13 protein-coding genes are annotated in these 17,327 nt (G+C 68.9%); 4 read left to right on the plus strand and 9 right to left on the minus strand.

Translation table 11 applies throughout. From position 1 onward, the window contains the following. The first annotated feature begins 466 nt into the window (after window positions 1-466). Together FG323_RS11475 and FG323_RS11480 are read left to right on the plus strand one after the other, a co-directional pair. Window positions 467-2,146: an ExeM/NucH family extracellular endonuclease gene (locus FG323_RS11475; protein WP_255470161.1), complete on the plus strand. Its 1,680-nt coding sequence runs from the start codon at window positions 467-469 to the stop codon at window positions 2,144-2,146. A gap of 354 nt (window positions 2,147-2,500) precedes the next feature. Then, window positions 2,501-6,208, plus strand: a complete 3,708-nt coding sequence (locus FG323_RS11480; RefSeq protein ID WP_141454794.1) for an indolepyruvate ferredoxin oxidoreductase family protein — start codon at window positions 2,501-2,503, stop codon at window positions 6,206-6,208. 54 nt (window positions 6,209-6,262) lie between these two features. On the opposite strand, the gene FG323_RS11485 is transcribed toward FG323_RS11480, so the two are convergent. Next, complete coding sequence (locus FG323_RS11485) at window positions 6,263-7,081, minus strand: hypothetical protein (RefSeq protein WP_141454796.1); 819 nt, start codon at window positions 7,079-7,081, stop codon at window positions 6,263-6,265. Between the two features lie 404 nt (window positions 7,082-7,485). Here FG323_RS11485 and FG323_RS19695 point away from each other — a divergent pair, with 404 nt between their 5' ends. Together FG323_RS19695 and FG323_RS11495 are read left to right on the plus strand one after the other, a co-directional pair. Continuing rightward, entirely contained in the window at window positions 7,486-8,208 is a 723-nt protein-coding gene (locus FG323_RS19695) for an iron-containing redox enzyme family protein (protein ID WP_181444189.1), read from the plus strand. Next, window positions 8,205-8,624 (plus strand): VOC family protein, encoded by a 420-nt coding sequence (locus FG323_RS11495; protein ID WP_141454799.1) that lies wholly within the window; start codon window positions 8,205-8,207, stop codon window positions 8,622-8,624. The genes FG323_RS19695 and FG323_RS11495 overlap by 4 nt, the downstream gene beginning before the upstream one ends. 55 nt (window positions 8,625-8,679) lie before the next feature. Here FG323_RS11495 and FG323_RS11500 read toward each other — a convergent pair whose 3' ends face one another. From FG323_RS11500 to FG323_RS11530, 8 genes are all read right to left on the minus strand, one after another. Further along, a complete protein-coding gene (locus tag FG323_RS11500) occupies window positions 8,680-9,693 on the minus strand; it encodes an aromatic ring-hydroxylating dioxygenase subunit alpha (RefSeq protein ID WP_141454801.1) in 1,014 nt (337 codons plus the stop codon). Beyond that, on the minus strand, window positions 9,690-10,802 hold the full coding sequence (locus FG323_RS11505) for a GNAT family N-acetyltransferase (RefSeq protein ID WP_141454802.1): 1,113 nt from the start codon (window positions 10,800-10,802) through the stop codon (window positions 9,690-9,692). Before FG323_RS11505 ends, FG323_RS11500 begins: the two co-directional genes overlap by 4 nt. After that, the gene (locus tag FG323_RS11510; protein WP_255470160.1) at window positions 10,799-11,992 is read right to left on the minus strand and encodes an ATP-grasp domain-containing protein; all 1,194 of its coding nucleotides are present in this window, start codon (window positions 11,990-11,992) and stop codon (window positions 10,799-10,801) included. Before FG323_RS11510 ends, FG323_RS11505 begins: the two co-directional genes overlap by 4 nt. Then, on the minus strand, window positions 11,959-12,801 hold the full coding sequence (locus tag FG323_RS11515; RefSeq protein ID WP_181444190.1) for an MBL fold metallo-hydrolase: 843 nt from the start codon (window positions 12,799-12,801) through the stop codon (window positions 11,959-11,961). Before FG323_RS11515 ends, FG323_RS11510 begins: the two co-directional genes overlap by 34 nt. After that, window positions 12,788-13,789: an NAD(P)-dependent oxidoreductase gene (locus FG323_RS11520; protein ID WP_141454806.1), complete on the minus strand. Its 1,002-nt coding sequence runs from the start codon at window positions 13,787-13,789 to the stop codon at window positions 12,788-12,790. The genes FG323_RS11515 and FG323_RS11520 overlap by 14 nt, the downstream gene beginning before the upstream one ends. Beyond that, window positions 13,786-14,802 carry a 3-oxoacyl-[acyl-carrier-protein] synthase III C-terminal domain-containing protein gene (locus tag FG323_RS11525; RefSeq protein WP_141454808.1) on the minus strand — a complete coding sequence of 339 codons (1,017 nt, stop codon included), beginning with the start codon at window positions 14,800-14,802 and terminating at the stop codon, window positions 13,786-13,788. The genes FG323_RS11520 and FG323_RS11525 overlap by 4 nt, the downstream gene beginning before the upstream one ends. Before the next feature lie 215 nt (window positions 14,803-15,017). Continuing rightward, a complete protein-coding gene (locus tag FG323_RS19700) occupies window positions 15,018-15,158 on the minus strand; it encodes a hypothetical protein (RefSeq protein WP_181444191.1) in 141 nt (46 codons plus the stop codon). Between the two features lie 141 nt (window positions 15,159-15,299). Further along, the gene (locus FG323_RS11530; RefSeq protein ID WP_141454810.1) at window positions 15,300-17,222 is read right to left on the minus strand and encodes a M61 family metallopeptidase; all 1,923 of its coding nucleotides are present in this window, start codon (window positions 17,220-17,222) and stop codon (window positions 15,300-15,302) included. Window positions 17,223-17,327 lie beyond the last annotated feature (105 nt).

The following is a 17,327-nucleotide window of genomic DNA, read 5'->3' on the forward strand; positions in this document are numbered from 1 at the left end:
GGCGGCGTTTTCGTTGGTGATCCGGACCCCGCGCCAAGAGCACGCGCGTTTCAACAGCCGAATGGCTGATCAAGGGGCTCGCAACGCTGCTCCCGGGTCGCCCGATGTCTACCGGGGGATTCACTCTTCGCCTCCCCCTTTGTAAAAGGGGAACCAAGGGGGATCCGCTCTCCGCCTCCCCTTTGTAAAAGGGGACTGAGGGGGATTCGCTCTCCGCCTCCCCTTTGTAAAAGGGGGACCGAGGGGGATTCGCTCTTCGCGCCAACCACAGGCTTCCCGGCCACCGATGACAGGCCAAAAGTGGACCGACGAGGATTGACCCGCCCCTCAGCGGTCGAGGAGCGTCGGCGCTTCCCCATCACCCGTCATCCCCGCTGGCTATCATGTCCGGCTCGACCTACCGCCAGACATCGCCATGCCCCTCCGCCGCGCCCTGCTCGCCACTGCCCTGCTGACCTGCGCCACGATGGCCGGCGCCGGAGAGACGGGGATCATCCCCATCGGCCAGGTCCAGGGCGCCGGCGCGGCCAGCCCGCTGGCGGGCCAGACGGTCACGGTCGAGGGCGTGGTCACGGCCGATTTCCGCCAGGGCCTGGGCGGCTTTTTCCTGCAGGACGCCGGCGACGGCGATCCGGCGACCTCGGATGCCGTGTTCGTTCCACTGGCCTTCGACGCCAACGCGGATGAGGGCGAAGCGCCGAAGGTCGGCCAGCGCTACCGCGTGCGGGGCGAAGTCACCGAGCTGGAACTGGGCCGCCAGGGCAGCCGCCTGACCGCGATCACCCCGGGCGACATCGAGCGCCTGGGAACCCCGGCGCCGGCGATTGCCCCGGTCGTGCTGACGGCCGCGCCCGCGGACTGGGAAGCCATGGAAGGCATGCGCGTGCGCATCGCCGCCCCGCTCACCGTCAGTGGCACCGATCAGGTCGAGCGCTTCGGCGAACTCACCGCCGCGTTCGACGGTCGGCTGTGGCAGCCCAGCGAGGTGGCGGCGCCCGGCAGCGAGGCATTCCAGCAGGTGCTGAAAGACAACGCCCGCCGCCGTCTGACCCTGGACGACGGCAGCGGCGAACGGGATCCCAAGGCCATCGCCTGGCTCGGCGAACAAGCGATCCCGCGCGTGGGCACCGTCCTGAAGGATGTGGAAGGCATCGTCGACGAGCGCCATGGCAGCCATCGCCTGCAACTGATCCGCCCGCTGGCACTGCCCGCCATCGCTTATCCGGTCGCACCGCGCGTGCCGGGAACGCTGAAAATCGCCGCGTTCAACCTGGAAAACCTGTTCAACGGCGACGGCCGCGGCGGCGGCTTCCCGACCCCGCGCGGCGCGAAGACGCCCGCGCAGTTGCAGGCACAGCTGGCCAAGCTGGTCGCCACCGTGCGCGCGCTCGATGCCGATGTGGCGGCGCTGATGGAACTGGAGAACGACGGCTACGGCCCCGACTCCAGCCTCGCCCAGTTCGTCGCGGCGCTGAACGCGAAGGGCGGCGACTGGCGCTTCATCGACGCCGGCCAGGGGCCGGGACCGGACACCATCCGGGTTGGCCTGATCTATCGCGCCTCCCGGGTCACGCCGGTCGGCAAGCCCGCCACGCTGGAAGGCGGTCCCTTCGGTGACCGCAGCCGGGTGCCGCTGGCGCAGGCGTTCCGGCGTGGGCAGGGACCGGCGTTCGTGGTCGTGGCCAATCACTTCAAGTCCAAGGGCTGCTCGGAAGCCATCGGCGCCGATCAGGACCAGGGCGATGCCCAAGGGTGCTGGAACGCGTTGCGACTGGATTCGGCGCGCCGCCTGGACGCCTGGCTGAAGCAGGATCCGACCGGCCAGGGCAGCGCGATGAAGCTCATCCTGGGCGACTTCAACGCCTATGCGATGGAGGATCCGGTGCGCTGGCTGCGCGAGGCCGGCTGGCGCGATGCCTTCGCCGTGGCCAAGGTGGAAAGCCCCTACAGCTACGTCTACAGCGGCCTGACTGGCCGCCTGGATCACGCCCTGCTCACGCCCGCGCTGTCGGCGCGCCTGCGCGGCGCGGCCGAGTGGCATCTCAACGCCGATTCGGCGGACAGCGCCGGCTACCTCCACGGCGATGCCGGCCAGCCCTGGCGCAGTTCGGATCACGATCCGCTGCTGCTGGGGTTTGATCTTTGAGCGCTTGATCGCCAGGAGCAAACGTTTCTCGACAGCCGAATGGCGGGTTGGAAGAGGAACCAAGGGGGCCTGCTCTTCGCGCCAACAGCAAGCGCTTTTCAACAGCCGCATGGCGGGCCAATCCTCCGTCGCCTTGGGCGCCCGCCCCCTTTTGGGCTTTCAACAGCCGAATGGCTGATCAAGGGGGCAAATGACACCCGGACTCCGGGCACCGCTTTGCCTCCCCCTTTGAAAAAGGGGGATTGAGGGGGATTTGCCCTTCGACCAGGCCACCTACACCCCACTGCTACAATTCGCGCCTTTCGCGTCCGGCCGCCTTGGCCGGATCACGCCAGCCGCTCCAGGGGCCAGCCCATGACCAGTACCGCCGAACTGACCTCGCCGTCGTCCGCCAACACGCCGCAGATCGGCGTGCTGGACAACGACTACACCCTCGAACACAAGTACACCCGCACCGACGGCCGCATCTACTTGAGCGGCGTGCAGGCGCTGGTCCGGCTGCCGCTGATGCAGCGCCTGCGCGACCAGGCCGCCGGGCTCAACACCGCCGGCTTCATCAGCGGCTACCGCGGCTCGCCGCTGGGCGGCTTCGATCTGGAGCTGTGGCGCGCGCGCAAGCACCTGGAAGCGGCGGCGGTGAAGTTCACCCCCGGCCTCAACGAGGATCTCGGCGCGACCATGGTCTGGGGCACCCAGCAGACCAACCTGTTCCCCGGCGCCAAGGTCGATGGCGTGTACTCGATGTGGTACGGCAAGGGACCGGGTGTGGATCGCTGCGGCGACGTGTTCAAGCACGGCAACGCCGCCGGCACCTCGAGGCACGGTGGCGTGCTGGCGCTGGCCGCCGACGATCACGCCTGCCGCAGCTCGACCCTGCCGCACGGGTCGGAAGACGAGTTCGTCAGCGCGATGATGCCGGTGCTCAACCCGGCCGGCGTGCAGGACATCCTCGACATGGGCCTGGTCGGCTGGGCGATGAGCCGCTACACCGGCCGCTGGGTCGGCTTCAAGACGATCGCCGAGACGGTGGAATCCTCGGCCTCGGTGGAAGTGAATCCGTTCGCGCGCACCATCCTGCTGCCCGAGGATTTCGACATGCCCGCCGGCGGCCTCAACATCCGCTGGCCGGATCCGCCGCTGGATCAGGAAATGCGCCTGCACCGCTACGCGGTCAAGGCCGCCCAGGCCTTCGCCCGCGCCAACGGCATCGATCGGATCGTGCTGGATTCGCCGCGCGCGCGACTGGGCATCGTCACCACCGGCAAGAGCTACCTGGACGTGCTGCAGGCGCTGGAATACCTGGGCCTGGACGAACGCGCCTGCGCCGACATCGGCATCCGCGTGTACAAGGTCGGCATGACCTGGCCGCTGGAGCCGATCGGCATCGCCGAGTTCGCGCGCGGACTGGAAGACATCGTGGTGGTGGAGGAGAAGCGCGCCTTCATCGAGCGGCAGATGAAGGAGTACTTCTACAACTGGCCGGCCAGCGCAGGCCAGCGTCCGTCCATCGTCGGCAAGTACGACGAGGCCGGCGAGTGGATCCTGCCGTCCACCGGCGAACTTACCCCGGCCACCATCGCCGGCGTGATCGGCCGGCGCATCCAGCGTTTCTTCACCAATGAATCCATCGAGCAGCGCCTGCGCTGGATGGAGGACAAGGAAGCCGAGCTCGCGTTGCCGCGCGCCAGCTTCCCGCGCGTGCCGCACTACTGCAGCGGCTGCCCGCACAACACTTCCACGGTGGTGCCGGAAGGCTCGCGCGCGCTCGGCGGCATCGGCTGCCACTACATGGTGACGTGGATGGATCGCGACACCGACACCTTCACTCACATGGGCGGCGAAGGCGTCACCTGGTCCGGGCAGGCGCCGTTCACCGAAACCGAGCACGTGTTCCAGAACCTCGGCGACGGCACGTTCTTCCATTCCGGTTCGCTGGCGGTGCGGCAGTCGGTCGCCACCGGCGTCAACATCACCTACAAGATCCTCTACAACGACGCGGTCGCGATGACCGGTGGCCAGCCGGTCGACGGCACCCTGAGCGTGCCGCAGATCGCCCACATGATGCGCGCCGAAGGCGTGGACACCATCGTCGTGGTCAGCGACGACGTGCGCAAGTGGAGCCGCCGCGAACTGTTTCCGACCGGTGTCGAGTTCCATGATCGCGGCCAGCTGGAAGAGGTGCAGAAGCAGCTGCGCAAGGTGAAGGGCGTTTCCATCCTCATCTACGACCAGGTGTGCGCCACCGAGAAGCGCCGCCGCCGCAAGCGCGGCAAGCTGCCGGATCCGGCCAAGCGCACGATGGTCAACACGCTGGTCTGCGAAGGCTGCGGCGACTGCGGCGTGAAGAGCTTCTGCGTGTCGGTGCTGCCGAAGGAAACCGAGTTCGGGCGCAAGCGCGAAATCGATCAATCCAACTGCAACAAGGATTTCTCCTGCGTCAACGGCTTCTGCCCCAGCTTCGTCACCGTCCACGGCGGCAACCCGCGCAAGGGCAAGAAAGCAACCGTGGCCGAGAAGCTGGAGAACCTGCCGGCACCGACCTTCCAGTCGGATCTGGCCCAGCCCTGGAACATCCTGATCACCGGCGTCGGCGGCACCGGCGTGGTGACCATCGGTGCGCTGCTGGGCATGGCCGGGCATCTGGAAGGCAAGGGCGCGAGCGTGCTGGATCAGACCGGCCTGGCCCAGAAGGGCGGCGCGGTGACCACCCACATCCGCATCGCCCGCACGCCGGAGGATATCCACGCCGTGCGCATCGCCGCCGGCGAAGCCGATCTGGTGCTGGGTTGCGACATGGTGGTGGTGAACGACTATTGGGTGCTGTCCAAGGTGCGCGGCGAGCGCTCGCAGGTGGTGCTCAATACCTACGAGGCGATGCCCGGCACCTTCACCACCCGTCCGGACATGCAGTTCCCGGCCACCGACATCGTCACCGGCGTGAAGGTCGCGCTGGGCGGCCGCGATCCGATGCTGGTCGACGCCACCCAGCTGGCCACCGCGCTGATGGGCGACGCGATCGCCGCCAACCTGTTCATGCTCGGCTACGCCTGGCAGCAGGGCCTGGTGCCGATTTCGTTCGACGCCATCATGCGCGCGGTCGAACTCAATGGCGCGGCGATCGAAATGAACCGGCGCGCGTTCGCCTGGGGCCGTCTGGCCGTGGTCGACCCGCAGGCGGTGCAGGAAGCGGCCGGCCTGATCCGCAACACCCAGACCGAGTCCGAACGTACCCCGCGCAACCTGCGGATCCTGCCGCCGGGCGAATGGGAGAGCACCGAGTGGGGCGCCAACGCCGCGCCGCGCAATCCGGACAATGAAAGCGAACTGCGCGGCCTGCCGGAAGGCGGCGCCGTCGGTGGCGAAGTCGCGTTCCTGCCGCTGGACGACCTGCGCCTGTCGCGCTCGCTGGACGAACTGATCGCGCGCCGCGTGGCCTTCCTGACCGAATACCAGGACGCCGCCTACGCCAGCCGCTACCGCGATCTGGTCACCCGCGTGCGCGCCGCCGAGAACGTGAAGGCACCGGGTTCCACCGCGCTGACCGAGGCGGTCGCCCGCTATTTCTTCAAGCTGATGGCGTACAAGGACGAGTACGAAGTGGCGCGGCTGTACACCAGCGGCGAGTTCCAGCGCCGCCTGCAGCAGCAGTTCGAGGGCGACTATGAAGTGCACTTCCATCTTGCGCCGCCGCTGTTCGCCAAGAAGGACGCGCAGGGCCGCCTGATGAAGAAGGAGTACGGCCCGTGGGTGTTCAAGGCCTTCGGACTGCTGGCGAAGCTGCGCTTCCTGCGCGGCGGTGCCTTCGACGTGTTCGGCCGCACCGCCGAGCGCCGCGGCGAGCGCCAGCTGATCAGCGACTACGAGCGCACCCTGGATCAGCTGCTCGGTTCGCTGGATGCCGATCGCCTGGGCCTGGCGGTGGATATCGCCAGCATTCCCGAGCACATCCGCGGCTACGGCCACGTCAAGGAACGTCATCTGCACGAGGCCAAGGCGCGCGAGGCCGAACTGCTCGCGCAATGGAACAACCCCAGGGCGCTGCACGTCGTCCAGGTCGCCTGACCAGAAAAAACCCCGCCTCGGCGGGGTTTTTACTTTTCCGACCGATGCGCGCGGTTACCGCCGCCGCACCGAGGCCAGCGCGGCGCGCAACGGCGGTTTCAACGGCAGCGCCAGCTTGCGGTAGAAGAACGTCAGCATCCGGCGCGAACGCGGCACCCGCCACGCCAGGCCTTCCTCGATCGTGTACACGCACGGCGCGCAGGCGCCGCAGGGCTTGCCGTTCACCGGTCGATGGCAAAACCAGGTCATGTCCATGAGCCGATGCCAGCCGGCGGCTTCGGCTTCGCGCTGCATCGCCCGCTTGTCGATCTGGAACAGCGGGAAGCCGAAATGATGGAACAGGGTGTGTTCGGCGGTGCCCGCGTGGCGCGATTCGACGCGGTGGCTGCGATAGCCGCCGGCGGTCTCGAACGGCTGCACGAAGTCCGCCAGCAGCGCCTGCACCTTGTCGTCCACGTGCACGCTCAGTTCGATGCCCGCTGGCGCGTGCTGGCGGCAGAACAGCGCCAGCCATTCGTACTGGCTACCGATGTAAACCCGCGATCGGACCTCGCGCAGCGCCTCGGTGATCACCGGGTCCCGCGCCAGTTCCGCCACCTGGAACACCCGCAGTGGCCGCAGCAGTGCGCGCGTTTCCGGGTGCGATTCGTGCAGCGCCGCGGTGATGCGCTGGATGCTGCGGCGCTCGGTGGCCGTCGACGCGCGCGAGGGATCCTCCAGGTAGTACGGCGTCACCGGCACGCGATGCAACAGCAGCAGCCGCAGCAGCTGGAAGGTCGAGTCCCAACCGCTGGTCCACAGCAGCGGAACGCTCCTGACGGCTTCCCCCACGGGGGCGGCGGTCGAATCACGGTGGCTTGTCGGTTCTTGCATGTGCGCGGGAACTCCATGCCGATGGCCTCGGCGGGTTGGGCAACGCATCCACGACCGCAAGCAAGGGACTCCCGGTGCAGCGCGCACCGATGCTAGCGTGCCCGCGCGCGCACCCGGTGCAATTCTCTTCACCCCATCGACTGAACAGGCAATGGCGACGCGAAGCCTTCATGCGCGCCTCATGTTTGTCATGCCGTGCGGCGATTCGATCCACATCGATGAACACGCATCCGTTGAACGTTCGTCGCGCAATCGGCACGGGCATGTCGCCAGCATGTGAAGGCACGCGGATCTTTGCGATGCGTGCACGTTCTGCTCACGTCTTCGCTACCCATCATCGTCCACCGGGTTCGACGGCAGAGCGCGTCGTGCCCCGGCCATTTTCCTTCCCCCAGGAACGATTCATGCAAGCCCAATCGATGACCCGCGATCAGTTCTGGCAGTTCGCCGACAAGGCCAAGGAGGCGACCGAAGCCCTCGCCGCGCAACGGATGCAGGTACTTGCCCACCTTTCTCCGGACGCCCTGCGCCAGGTGTGCATCCAGTACCGGTTCTTCACCATCGACTACATCAGCGATCTCGCCTCGCTGGTGGCGCGCCTGCCGTTCGGCGGACTGCGCAGCCTGCTCGGCCAGATCCTCGCCGAGGAACTGGGCGAAGGCGATCCCGAGCGCGCCCATCCGGCCGTGTACGACCGCTTCCTCGCCACCATCGGCGTCGCGCCCGAGGAGCTGGAACGACCGCTGATGGCCAACGAGCGCATCCTCAAGGGGCTGACCCGCGACATGGCCAACAACCCGATCGCCTTCGGCGTCGGCCTGCGCGGCATGGGCGGCGAATGCCTGTGCCAGACCTACCTGTCGGTGATGTTCGAGCACATGCGCCGCAATCCGTATCTGGTCGCCAACGCCGACCGCATCGACTGGGAGTTCTGGACCATCCATACCGGCGAAGAAGACATCATCCATGGCGAATTGACCCGCGCCGCGATCGACGAATACCTGCGCCACGATCCGGGCGTGCTGCCCGAGCTGGCACGCGGCTACGAGCGCAGCATCTCCGCCTGGAACCTGTTCTGGCAGAACATCCTCGACGCGTACACGCCACAACTGGAAGCCGCGTCATGAGCCACATCACCCAGTTCCACCTCGCCTTCCCGGTTCGCGATCTGGATGAGGCGCGCCACTTCTACGGCGACATCATCGGCTGCCCGCAGGGCCGCAGCGACATCTCCTACCAGGACTTCGACTTCTTCGGCCATCACCTGGTCGCGCACATCGGTGGCGACGGCCAGCCGCTGCACAACGGCCGCTTCGACGGCGAGGCGGTGCCGGTACCGCATTTCGGCATGAACCTGGATCGGCCGGCCTGGGAAACGCTGGCCCGACGGCTGAAGGACGCGCAGGTCGATTTCCACGAGGAGCCCCATCTGCGCCTGAAAGGAAAACCCGGCCAGCACGTCACCATGTTCCTGTTCGATCCTTCCGGCAACGCGCTGGAGTTCAAATCCTTCGACGACCCCGAGCAGACGTTCATCCCGTAGATCTCTCCCTGTGGGAGCGGCGTCAGTCGCGAGGGCTTCCACGGGAAATCGGGCGTCATATCCGCAATTCGACCACGCGCTCTTCCGGTGATGCGGGCAGCCCCTCGCCGGCCCAGAACCGTTCCAGCGTCCCACGCACCAGATCCAGCGGGGTGGACGCGCCACGCCGCTCGCCGAAGCGGCGCTTGTTGTCGCGCTGCAGGCGCAACATGCGCGCGTCCTGGTCGTTCACCCGCTTGAGCAGCGGCCACACCAGCAGGCGCACCAGCCAGGCCGGCGCGCGTCGCCCCTCTACATGGAGCGCGACGAACACGTCGGTTTCTTCCGCCGAGTGCGGGGTGAAGTGCAGATCGATCATCACCCGGCTGCCGTTCGCGTAGACGTATTCCAGCCGCGTGCTGCCGGGCGCGGCGTAGTGCGCGCGCTCGGCCACGCGGCGCGACTCGAACAGCCGATACAGCAGGCCGGACTGCGCGCCGCCGCCCTGGTAGTCGACGCGGAATCCGTCCGGCGTCGTCCGCATCACCGCGGTGACCGGCATCCGCGCCCCCTCGCGTCGCACCAGCCCGGCATGCACGAAATGGGTATGCATCGGATCCAGGAAATTCTCCATCGCGTCGACCACGCCAGCCGGCCAGCGGGTCTGCCACTGGAAGCGCCGGGAAGACGGATCCGTTTCCCGTATCAATGCGTTCGGTATCGCTTCGCCAATGTGGCCGGGACGGACCCACACGAAGCCATCGATTTCGCGCGCCGGGAAGGTCCGCACGCAGGCCGGCGGTGGCGGCATGGACGCCGGCAGCCCCGGGACCTCGCGCAGTTGACCGCCCGCGTCGAAGGACCAGCCGTGGTACGGACAGACAATGCGATCGCCCGCGACCCGTCCCGCCGACAGCGGGGCATGCCGGTGCGGACAGCGGTCCTCCAGCGCGACCCAGCGCCCGTCCGCCAACCGCGCCAGCGCCAGGTGGGTGCCCAGCAACGACACCGCGTATGGCCCGTGGCCGATCGCGGCGGCGCGCGCGACCGCGTACCAATGCGCGTTGAGCGCGGGATGCCAGTCGCTCACAGGCGATACCTCCGCAGCAGGGGCACACCGATCCGGCGGGTGGCCTGCGCCAGCAGTCCAATCGCCGCGCGGCGCGCACGCGGCAGATGCGCCGCCATCACCGCGCTGTACTCGATCGCGGGCACACCGCCACGGAAGCGCTTGAACTCGCTGGCGCCGGCGCTGAAGTTCAATCGCCAGCCGCGGCGGCGACAGGCGCGGTAGGCGCAGGCGGTCGCCAGCCGGTAGAGCCCGAGCTTCGGTGGCAGGGCCGTGTCGTAACCGACGATCGGCGCGGTCGCGATGCCGGCGTGGCGGAACAGGCCCAGCACCGTCAGCAGCTGTCCGTCCCCGCCGCGGAAGCCCTCGAACTCGAGCAGTCCCGCCGCGTGCCAGGCACGCATGAATTCCGCCGTGTACGCCGGACTGAAGCGCGAGTACTTGCCGAGGTAGAGCAGGGTGTACAGCTCGGCGATCCGCGCGTAGTCGGCGTCGGTGATGTCGGCATCGCCGCAGGGGGTCAACGCGGTTCGCACCAGTCCCTTCAGATCCCGCCGCAGATCGCGATGGCGGGCCACGGCCGCGTCCAGATCCTCGTACAGGTAGACCTGGCGGCTCGCCACCAGCCGGCAACCCGCGCGCTCCAGCGCCGCCAGCCAGCCGGCGTCGTCGACCTCGTTGAGCGAACGGAACCAGATCGCGTGGTCCGGCCAGCGATCCACGGCCTGCCGCAGCAGCGCCGGCACATCGACCGATTCCACCACAGGGTACAGATTGGTCGACAGCAGCCAGTTGTTCACGCTGACCGCGCGATCCAGGCCTGCACGCGCCACCAGGGCGCCGGTGCCCGCCAGCACCGGCCGCAGCGCATGCGCCGCCCATCGTGGCAGGTAGCGTTCGCTTTCCTCGCCCGCGCAGTCCACGTAGGTCGTGCGCGGCGAACAGACCCAGGCGCTTTCGGGTTCGGCATCGTGCACCGTCGCCGGCAGGAGCCCGGCGCCGGTTTCGAGGGTCTCGATGCGGGCCGACAGATTGCGCACGAACCGGTCCACGCGCGCGCCGGCATGCAGCGCGGCGAAGGCCTGCGCGCGTTCTGCGAAACGATCCGGATCGCGTGGCGTCGCACTCACCGTTCACCCCGCTCCAGTGGTTCGCCGTCCCATTCGATGTCGCGGGTCGCCGCCTCGCGCAGGTTGCAGCGCTGGCCCAGCGCCAGCCGCGCGTACGATCCCAGATCGCCGATTGATCCGATTGCCGGCAGCCGGTCGCCGGGCAGTGCGATGACGTCGCGGGCGCGATGCCAGTCCCGCCGCCAGGTCTCCAGGCGTCCTTGTCGCACCGCCGTCCACCAGCCGGCGGTACGCATCAGCGCCGCGATCATCCGCGCGCTGCCCGGCGCCGGCTCGCGCAGCGGCCCTTCGCCGCGCAGTGCCGCCGGCAGATCCTCGTCGGGCGTGAACAGGTGCAGGCCGCTGGTCGCGCGCGGATTGCATTCCAGCACCCGGTAGCGACCATCCTCGCCGAGGATCCAGTCGAAGGAGATCTGCCCGCTGTAGTGGATGCCGCGCACCAGCGCCGCGGCGGCGTCGCGCAGGCGCGGATGATCCTCGCCCGCGAAGTAGTAGCTGGAACTGCGCCGCAAGCGCCAGCCCGGATGGTAGACCGCGTGCGCCAGCAGTTCGCCGCCGTGGGCGATGCCGTAGGAGCACAGCTCCCGCCCGTGCAGGTAGGCCTGCGCCACCCACGGACCCTGGACCGGCAACGGCGGCGTGGCGGCGGGCAGACCCTGTGGATGCAGGCGGACATGAACCCCGAAACGGGAGAATTCGGGCTTCATCACCAGCCCGCGTCCGCCTGCCCAGGCGCGCGCCTCGTCCAGCGAGTGCACCCTCGCACTGTCGGGAACGTCCATCCCGTGACGGCGGGCGAGACCGAGGAATTCCCATTTGCTGTGCAGGGCGCGCAGCTTGTCGAAATCATCCACCGCCACCTGCAGTTCCTTCGGCAGGCGTCCGCGCACGTGCGACAGGTGGAAGGCTTCCTCGCAGGTGGGCAACAGCAGATCGATGCGGTGGCTGGCGGCGATGGCGTCGAGATCGGCGGCGAATCCATCCGGATCCCGGCGCGGGGATCGCAGCGCGTGGGTCGCGGTCACCGATCGCGACCAGCCCGACAGCCGGCACGGAATGCTGTCGGCGACATGCACGCGCCAGCCCCGCATGGCGAAGCGCCGCGCGTGATCCAGCGCGACTGGCGCGCGCCCACCGAGAATCAGCACGCCGGGCTTCATGCGGGCGTCCCCGTCCGCGCGGGTCGCCATTCACGGCAATGCGACGGGACGATGCGGAGCCGTGGTTCGGCGGCATGCAGCGCGTGCAGATGCGCCAGCGTGCGCCGATAGACCGGCGTGTCACCCAGCCAATCGGTGACCACGCCCGGCGGCGGGACGTTGTCGCGGATCGCCTGGGTCGACCACGCGGCGTCGCCGACCAGGAACACCGGCCCCGACCCATCCTCGAACCAGATCCCGTAGTGGCCGGCCGCGTGTCCCGGCAACGGGATCAGCCGCACGCTGCCATCGCCGAACAGATCATGGGCGCTGCCGAAGTCGGACAGCGAACCCTCCAACGCGCGCGCCGGACGGTCCTCGAACCAGTGCAGCGTCGCCGCGTCGCGCGCGCCGAGCAGGGCCGGCACCAACCCCACCCGCAGCGCGCCCAGGCGCGAGCGGGCGTGCAGGTCGCGCCAGGCCTCGCGTGACATCGCCACCCGCGCATGCGGAAAGTCGGCGAGACCACCGATGTGATCCGCGTGCAGGTGCGAAAGCAGGATCCAGCCGATGTCGTCCACGCCGATGCCGTCGCATAGCAACTGTTCGCGCAGCGTCTGGCGCGGTTGCAGGCGCACCGGCGTGACCCAGCGGTACAGGCGTTCGGGAAACGCCTGCGTGGCCGCCATGAAATGTTCGGAATAACCGGTGTCGAACAGGATCCAGCCGTGCGCGGGGTGCCGCAGCAGCGCGACCAGCGCCGGGAACTCGCACGCCCGCAGCGGTCCGTCCCGGCGGGTGGCCCGCTCCGGATGCGTGCAGTGGCCCGCTTCATAGAGACGCCACTCAAGCGCGGTCATGGTCGCTCCAGGCATTCGCGAAAGCCTCCAATCCGGCGGCGATGCCCGGCGTCGGACGGTAGCCCAGTTCCTCGCGTGCGCGCCGGATGTCCAGCGTCTGCGCGTAGCCGACCACGCCCAGGCCATACCGGGTCAGCTTCGGCTCCGGCTGCCCCGGGCGCCGCAGCGCCACCTGTTCGGCGAGCCAGGCCGCCGCCAGCGCGGGACCGCGCGGCACGGACACCCAACGGACCCGCCGGCCCATGCGCGAGAACAGCGCCGACAGCAGATCCCTCACCCGCAGCGGTTCGCCGTTGGTCACGTTGTAGGCCTGCCCGGAGCCGCTCCAGCCGCGCTCGACGCAATCGACGATCAGGCCACTCAGGTTGTCGACGCGGGTCACATCGATCAGTGCCTCGCCTCCGTCCACCAGCGGAAACCAGCCACGCTCCGCGACCGCCAGCAGGCGCGGCAGGATCGCCCGGTCGCCTTCGCCGAACACCGCGCGCGGACGCAGGATCAGTGTCTGCAGGGGGCCATCGCTGGCCTCGCGCACGCAGTCCTCGGACGCCCACTTGCTGCGTGCGTATTCGGTGATCCAGCGCCGTGGCGGGACGAAGGCTTCACCGACGTCATACTGATCCCGGAAGCGGAAGTAGATGCTCGGCGAGCCGAGATGGATGAAGCGGCGCACGCCGCTGCGGCATGCCGCATCAAGCAGGCGTCGGGTCGCCAGTACGTTGGCGCGCTCGAACTCAACGCGCGATCCCCACGGCGCCGACAGTGCCGCGCAGTGGACGACGGTATCGCAGCCGTCCAGCATCGGTTCAAGCGGATCGGCGGCCAGATCCGCGCACTGGATGCGGCGGGCGCTGTCGCGGTTCGCATCGAGCCGGGCGGCGTCGCGTCCGCTCGCGATCACCTCCTGGCCACGCCCGGCCAGCCCATGCGCCACGTGACGGCCGATGAAGCCGCTGGCGCCGGTCACCAGGACGCGATGCGTGCTCACAGCCGCAGCACCGCGCCGGCGAAGGACAGGCCGGCGCCGGAGCCCACCATCGCGAATCGGTCGCCCTGCCGCAGCTCGCCGCGATCGATCGCGTGATGCAGCGCCAGCGGTATGGACGCGGCCATCTGGTTGCCGTGGTCAGCAAGGATGCGCACCAGCGCGCCGGGCGGCAGCCGCAGCGCCACTTCCAGATGATCCAGCGCCTTGGCGCTGGCCTGGTGCGGCACCAGTTTGCGCAGTTCCTCCATCGGGATGCCCGCGCGCGCGAACAATCGCCGCATGAAGTCCGGCAAGCGCTGCGCCGCCAGGCGATAGGTGGCCTTGCCCGACATCTCGAACTTCGACGCCTCGGCATACGCGTCCACGCCATCATCCAGGCGGACCCGGGTGCCACCCGCACGCACCTGGCAGAATCCGGCGCCCTCGCTATGGGTTTCCATGTGCGTGGCCAGCAGACGGGAATCGCTCGTCTGCGGGCCACCCTCCAGCACCACCGCGGCCGCGCCGTCGCCGAACAGCGCGGCGGTGTCGGTATCGTTCCAGTCGAGGCCTGCCGAGGCCACCTCGCCCGCCACCAGCAACACGCGTCGGAAGCGTCCGGTGGCGAACGCGCCGGCGACCAGATCCAGCGCCACCAGGAAGCCCAGGCAGGTCGCATTGACGTCGAATGCCGGAATCGTGCTGGCCGACAGGCCCAGCTGGCGCTGCACCAGCGCGGCAGTGCAGGGGATCGCCTGTTCGGGCACGCTGCCCACGCTGATGATCGCGTCCATGACGCCAGCTTCCAGGCCCGCACGGCGCAGGGCTTCGTGCGCGGCGCGCGCGGCCATGAACGACGCCGTCTCCCCGGCGTCGGCGAAGTACCGGCAATCAATGCCAACGTGGCGACGGGTCCATCCGGCCGGCTTGCCCCAGCGTTGATCGAAATTCTCCGACGGCACGCGCCGCGACGGGACATATTCCCCTGTTCCGAGGATGCGCAGCGGAATGGCGGGAGTGATGTCCTGATCCATGGTGCGTGTGGTTCTGTTCCGGGGCTGCCAGCCTGCGCGAGGGCGGGCCGGACGGCAAGCGGGAACCATGGCATGCACGCCACGCGCCACGCCGGGTATTACCTGCCGCTACCTGCCGCGGGTTCTTGTAGGAGCGACGTCAGTCGCGACCGTAGAATCGCCTCGCCGGCAAGCGCATGGTCGCGACTGACGTCGCTCCTACAGGAAAGCGGGTATCAACGCGGCGCCAGGATCTTCGACAGCCGGTCCTCGGCGCCGGGGATGCGCTGCAGGTGCGGGTAGCGCAGACCGTCGCGGTAGTCGATGCGGACGCTGCGGTACTGCTCGCCCTGGCGCACCAGCGGGAACCATGGCATGCACGCCACACGCCACGCCGGGTATCACCTGCCGCTACCTGCCGCGGGTTCTTGTAGGAGCGACGTCAGTCGCGACCGTAGAATCGCCTCGCCGGCAAGCGCATGGTCGCGACTGACGTCGCTCCTACAGGAAAGCGGGTATCAACGCGGCGCCAGGATCTTCGACAGCCGGTCCTCGGCGCCGGGGATGCGCTGCAAGTGTGGATAACGCAGGCCGTCGCGGTAATCGATGCGGACGCTGCGGTACTGCTCGCCCTGGCGCACCAGCAGTTCGATGGGCCGCGGCGATGCCTTGGCGGCGACGATGGCGCGCTTGAGGCGCTCGCCGGTGTAGGCCAGCCCGTCCACCGCGATCACCGTCATGTCCTTCGCAAGTCCGGCGGTAAAGGCGGGCGAGTTCCAGATCGCCTCCTGGATTACACCGTCGGAGCCGACCTTCAAACCGATCGAGAAGCGAAAGTCGTCGTTGCCACCGGCGCCCTCCGCATCGGTGATGGCCGGGTTTGCTTCGCCGGTGTAGGCCAGCCGCCAGCCAGCGCGCTCCAGCCCGTCGAGCGGCGAGGCCGCGCCCTGCCCATCCAGGCGCTCGCGCAGGAAGCCGCGCCAGTCGCCGGGCTGCACTTCGTCGAGTACCCGCACCACGTCGTCGAAGCCGTACAGCGAAATCGGCGCGTCGGCGCTGGCGCCGGCGTGGAAGCGGCGGGCGAAGTCGTCCAGGCTGCGACGGCCGCGCGACTGTTCGCGCAGGCGCGCGTCCACCGCCAGCCACAGCAGCGAGCCTTCCGAATAGAAGTCGTAGCCGCGCTGCCAGCTGGACCAGGCCTGCGGCGCATCGTTGTAGTCGACGATGCCCTGGTGCACGGTGTCCTGCAGATCGCGCCAGTCGCGGCCCGGCTGGGTGGCCGCGGTCGCCAGCGTGTTCGCCAGCACCGCGCGCGCCTGTTCGGGTGTCCACAGGCCGGCGCGCGCGGCCAGCACCACCGCCCAGTACTGGGTCTGTCCCTCGTAGACCCACAGCAACGAGTTGTCGATGGCGCTGTTGTAGTGCGGCGCCCACGTGGTCTCCGGGCGGCGGAACTTGCCGCTCCAGGCGTGCACGTATTCGTGCGGCAGCAGGTCGTTGTCGATGAAGGCCGCATCGCCGCGCAGGTAGTCGGCGTAGGTGCCGTTCTCGCTGGACTGGCGATGCTCCAGGCCGATGCCGCTGAAGCTGTCCGACAGCGCCAGCAGGAAGTCGTAATGCGCGAACGGACGCGGACCGAACACCCGGTCGGCCTGGGTCACCAGCGCGCGGTGTGCCTGCAGCATCGCCGGCGAGGCGTCCAGTTGCGCGCTGGTGTCGGCCATCGCGTTGAGGCGGACCGGCGTGGCGCCGGTATCCAGGTCGAAGCGGCGGAAGTGCTGGCCGGCGTAGACCGGCGAATCGATCAGGGTCAGCAGATCGGTGGGCGCGTAGCGCTGTGCGGCACCATCCCGTCCTTCCACCGCCAGCGCGGTCGCCGACTCCCAGCCCGCCGGCAGGCGCAGGGTCGGGGCGACGCGGATGCGGCGCGCGTCATGGCCCGCCGGATACAACAGTACGCGATGCCATTGCAGCGACAGCATCTGCGGGGTCATCGCGACCCGGCCCTGCGCGGAAGAGGTCGGCGACAGGTACTGGAATGCGATCTCGATCTCCGTCACCCCCGCCGGTACGTCGAGATGGAAGGCATACATGTCGCCGGGATCGCGGCGCCAAGCGATGCGCTGGCCGTTGCCGGTGATGACCAGCCCGGCGATCTGGTTGATCGGTCCGGTCGGCGCGTGGTTGCCGGGAATCCATTTCGGATACCACAGGGTCAGCGGTCCCGCTGCGACCGGGATGCGCTCGCGCACCCGCTGGATGCGCCGGTCGATGTCACTGGCGTCGACGTCGAGTCGCAGCGTGCCGGGATAGTCCTGCGTGGAGAGCGGCGCCGAAGCGGGTGCCGTTGCCGGCGTCGGGGCCGAAGCCGGCTGCGCGGCAAGCGGACTGGCCAGGAAAAGACCAAACGAACACCACAACCCCAATGGCAACCTGGACATTCCGCGCGCATCCCCCGCTTTGTATTGTCGCCATCCTAGCCGCTCGTCGCGACGGCGGCGACGTGGACGCGCGGCGCGTCGCCCTCACGGCGTCAACGGGTCGCC

This window comes from Pseudoxanthomonas sp. z9, assembly GCF_006542425.1.
Classification (GTDB): Bacteria; Pseudomonadota; Gammaproteobacteria; order Xanthomonadales; family Xanthomonadaceae; genus Pseudoxanthomonas_A.

Excerpts from the sequence above, each read along its gene's own strand:
- FG323_RS11475 (WP_255470161.1), top strand. The coding sequence starts at position 467 with ATGGCCGGCGCCGGAGAGACGGGGATCATCCCCATCGGCCAGGTCCAG.
- FG323_RS11480 (WP_141454794.1), top strand. The coding sequence starts at position 2,501 with ATGACCAGTACCGCCGAACTGACCTCGCCGTCGTCCGCCAACACGCCG.
- FG323_RS11485 (WP_141454796.1), bottom strand. The coding sequence starts at position 7,081 with ATGCAAGAACCGACAAGCCACCGTGATTCGACCGCCGCCCCCGTGGGG.
- FG323_RS19695 (WP_181444189.1), top strand. The coding sequence starts at position 7,486 with ATGCAAGCCCAATCGATGACCCGCGATCAGTTCTGGCAGTTCGCCGAC.
- FG323_RS11495 (WP_141454799.1), top strand. The coding sequence starts at position 8,205 with ATGAGCCACATCACCCAGTTCCACCTCGCCTTCCCGGTTCGCGATCTG.
- FG323_RS11510 (WP_255470160.1), bottom strand. The coding sequence starts at position 11,992 with ATGGCGACCCGCGCGGACGGGGACGCCCGCATGAAGCCCGGCGTGCTG.
- FG323_RS11515 (WP_181444190.1), bottom strand. The coding sequence starts at position 12,801 with ATGACCGCGCTTGAGTGGCGTCTCTATGAAGCGGGCCACTGCACGCAT.
- FG323_RS11525 (WP_141454808.1), bottom strand. The coding sequence starts at position 14,802 with ATGGATCAGGACATCACTCCCGCCATTCCGCTGCGCATCCTCGGAACA.
- FG323_RS19700 (WP_181444191.1), bottom strand. The coding sequence starts at position 15,158 with ATGCCATGGTTCCCGCTGGTGCGCCAGGGCGAGCAGTACCGCAGCGTC.
- FG323_RS11530 (WP_141454810.1), bottom strand. The coding sequence starts at position 17,222 with ATGTCCAGGTTGCCATTGGGGTTGTGGTGTTCGTTTGGTCTTTTCCTG.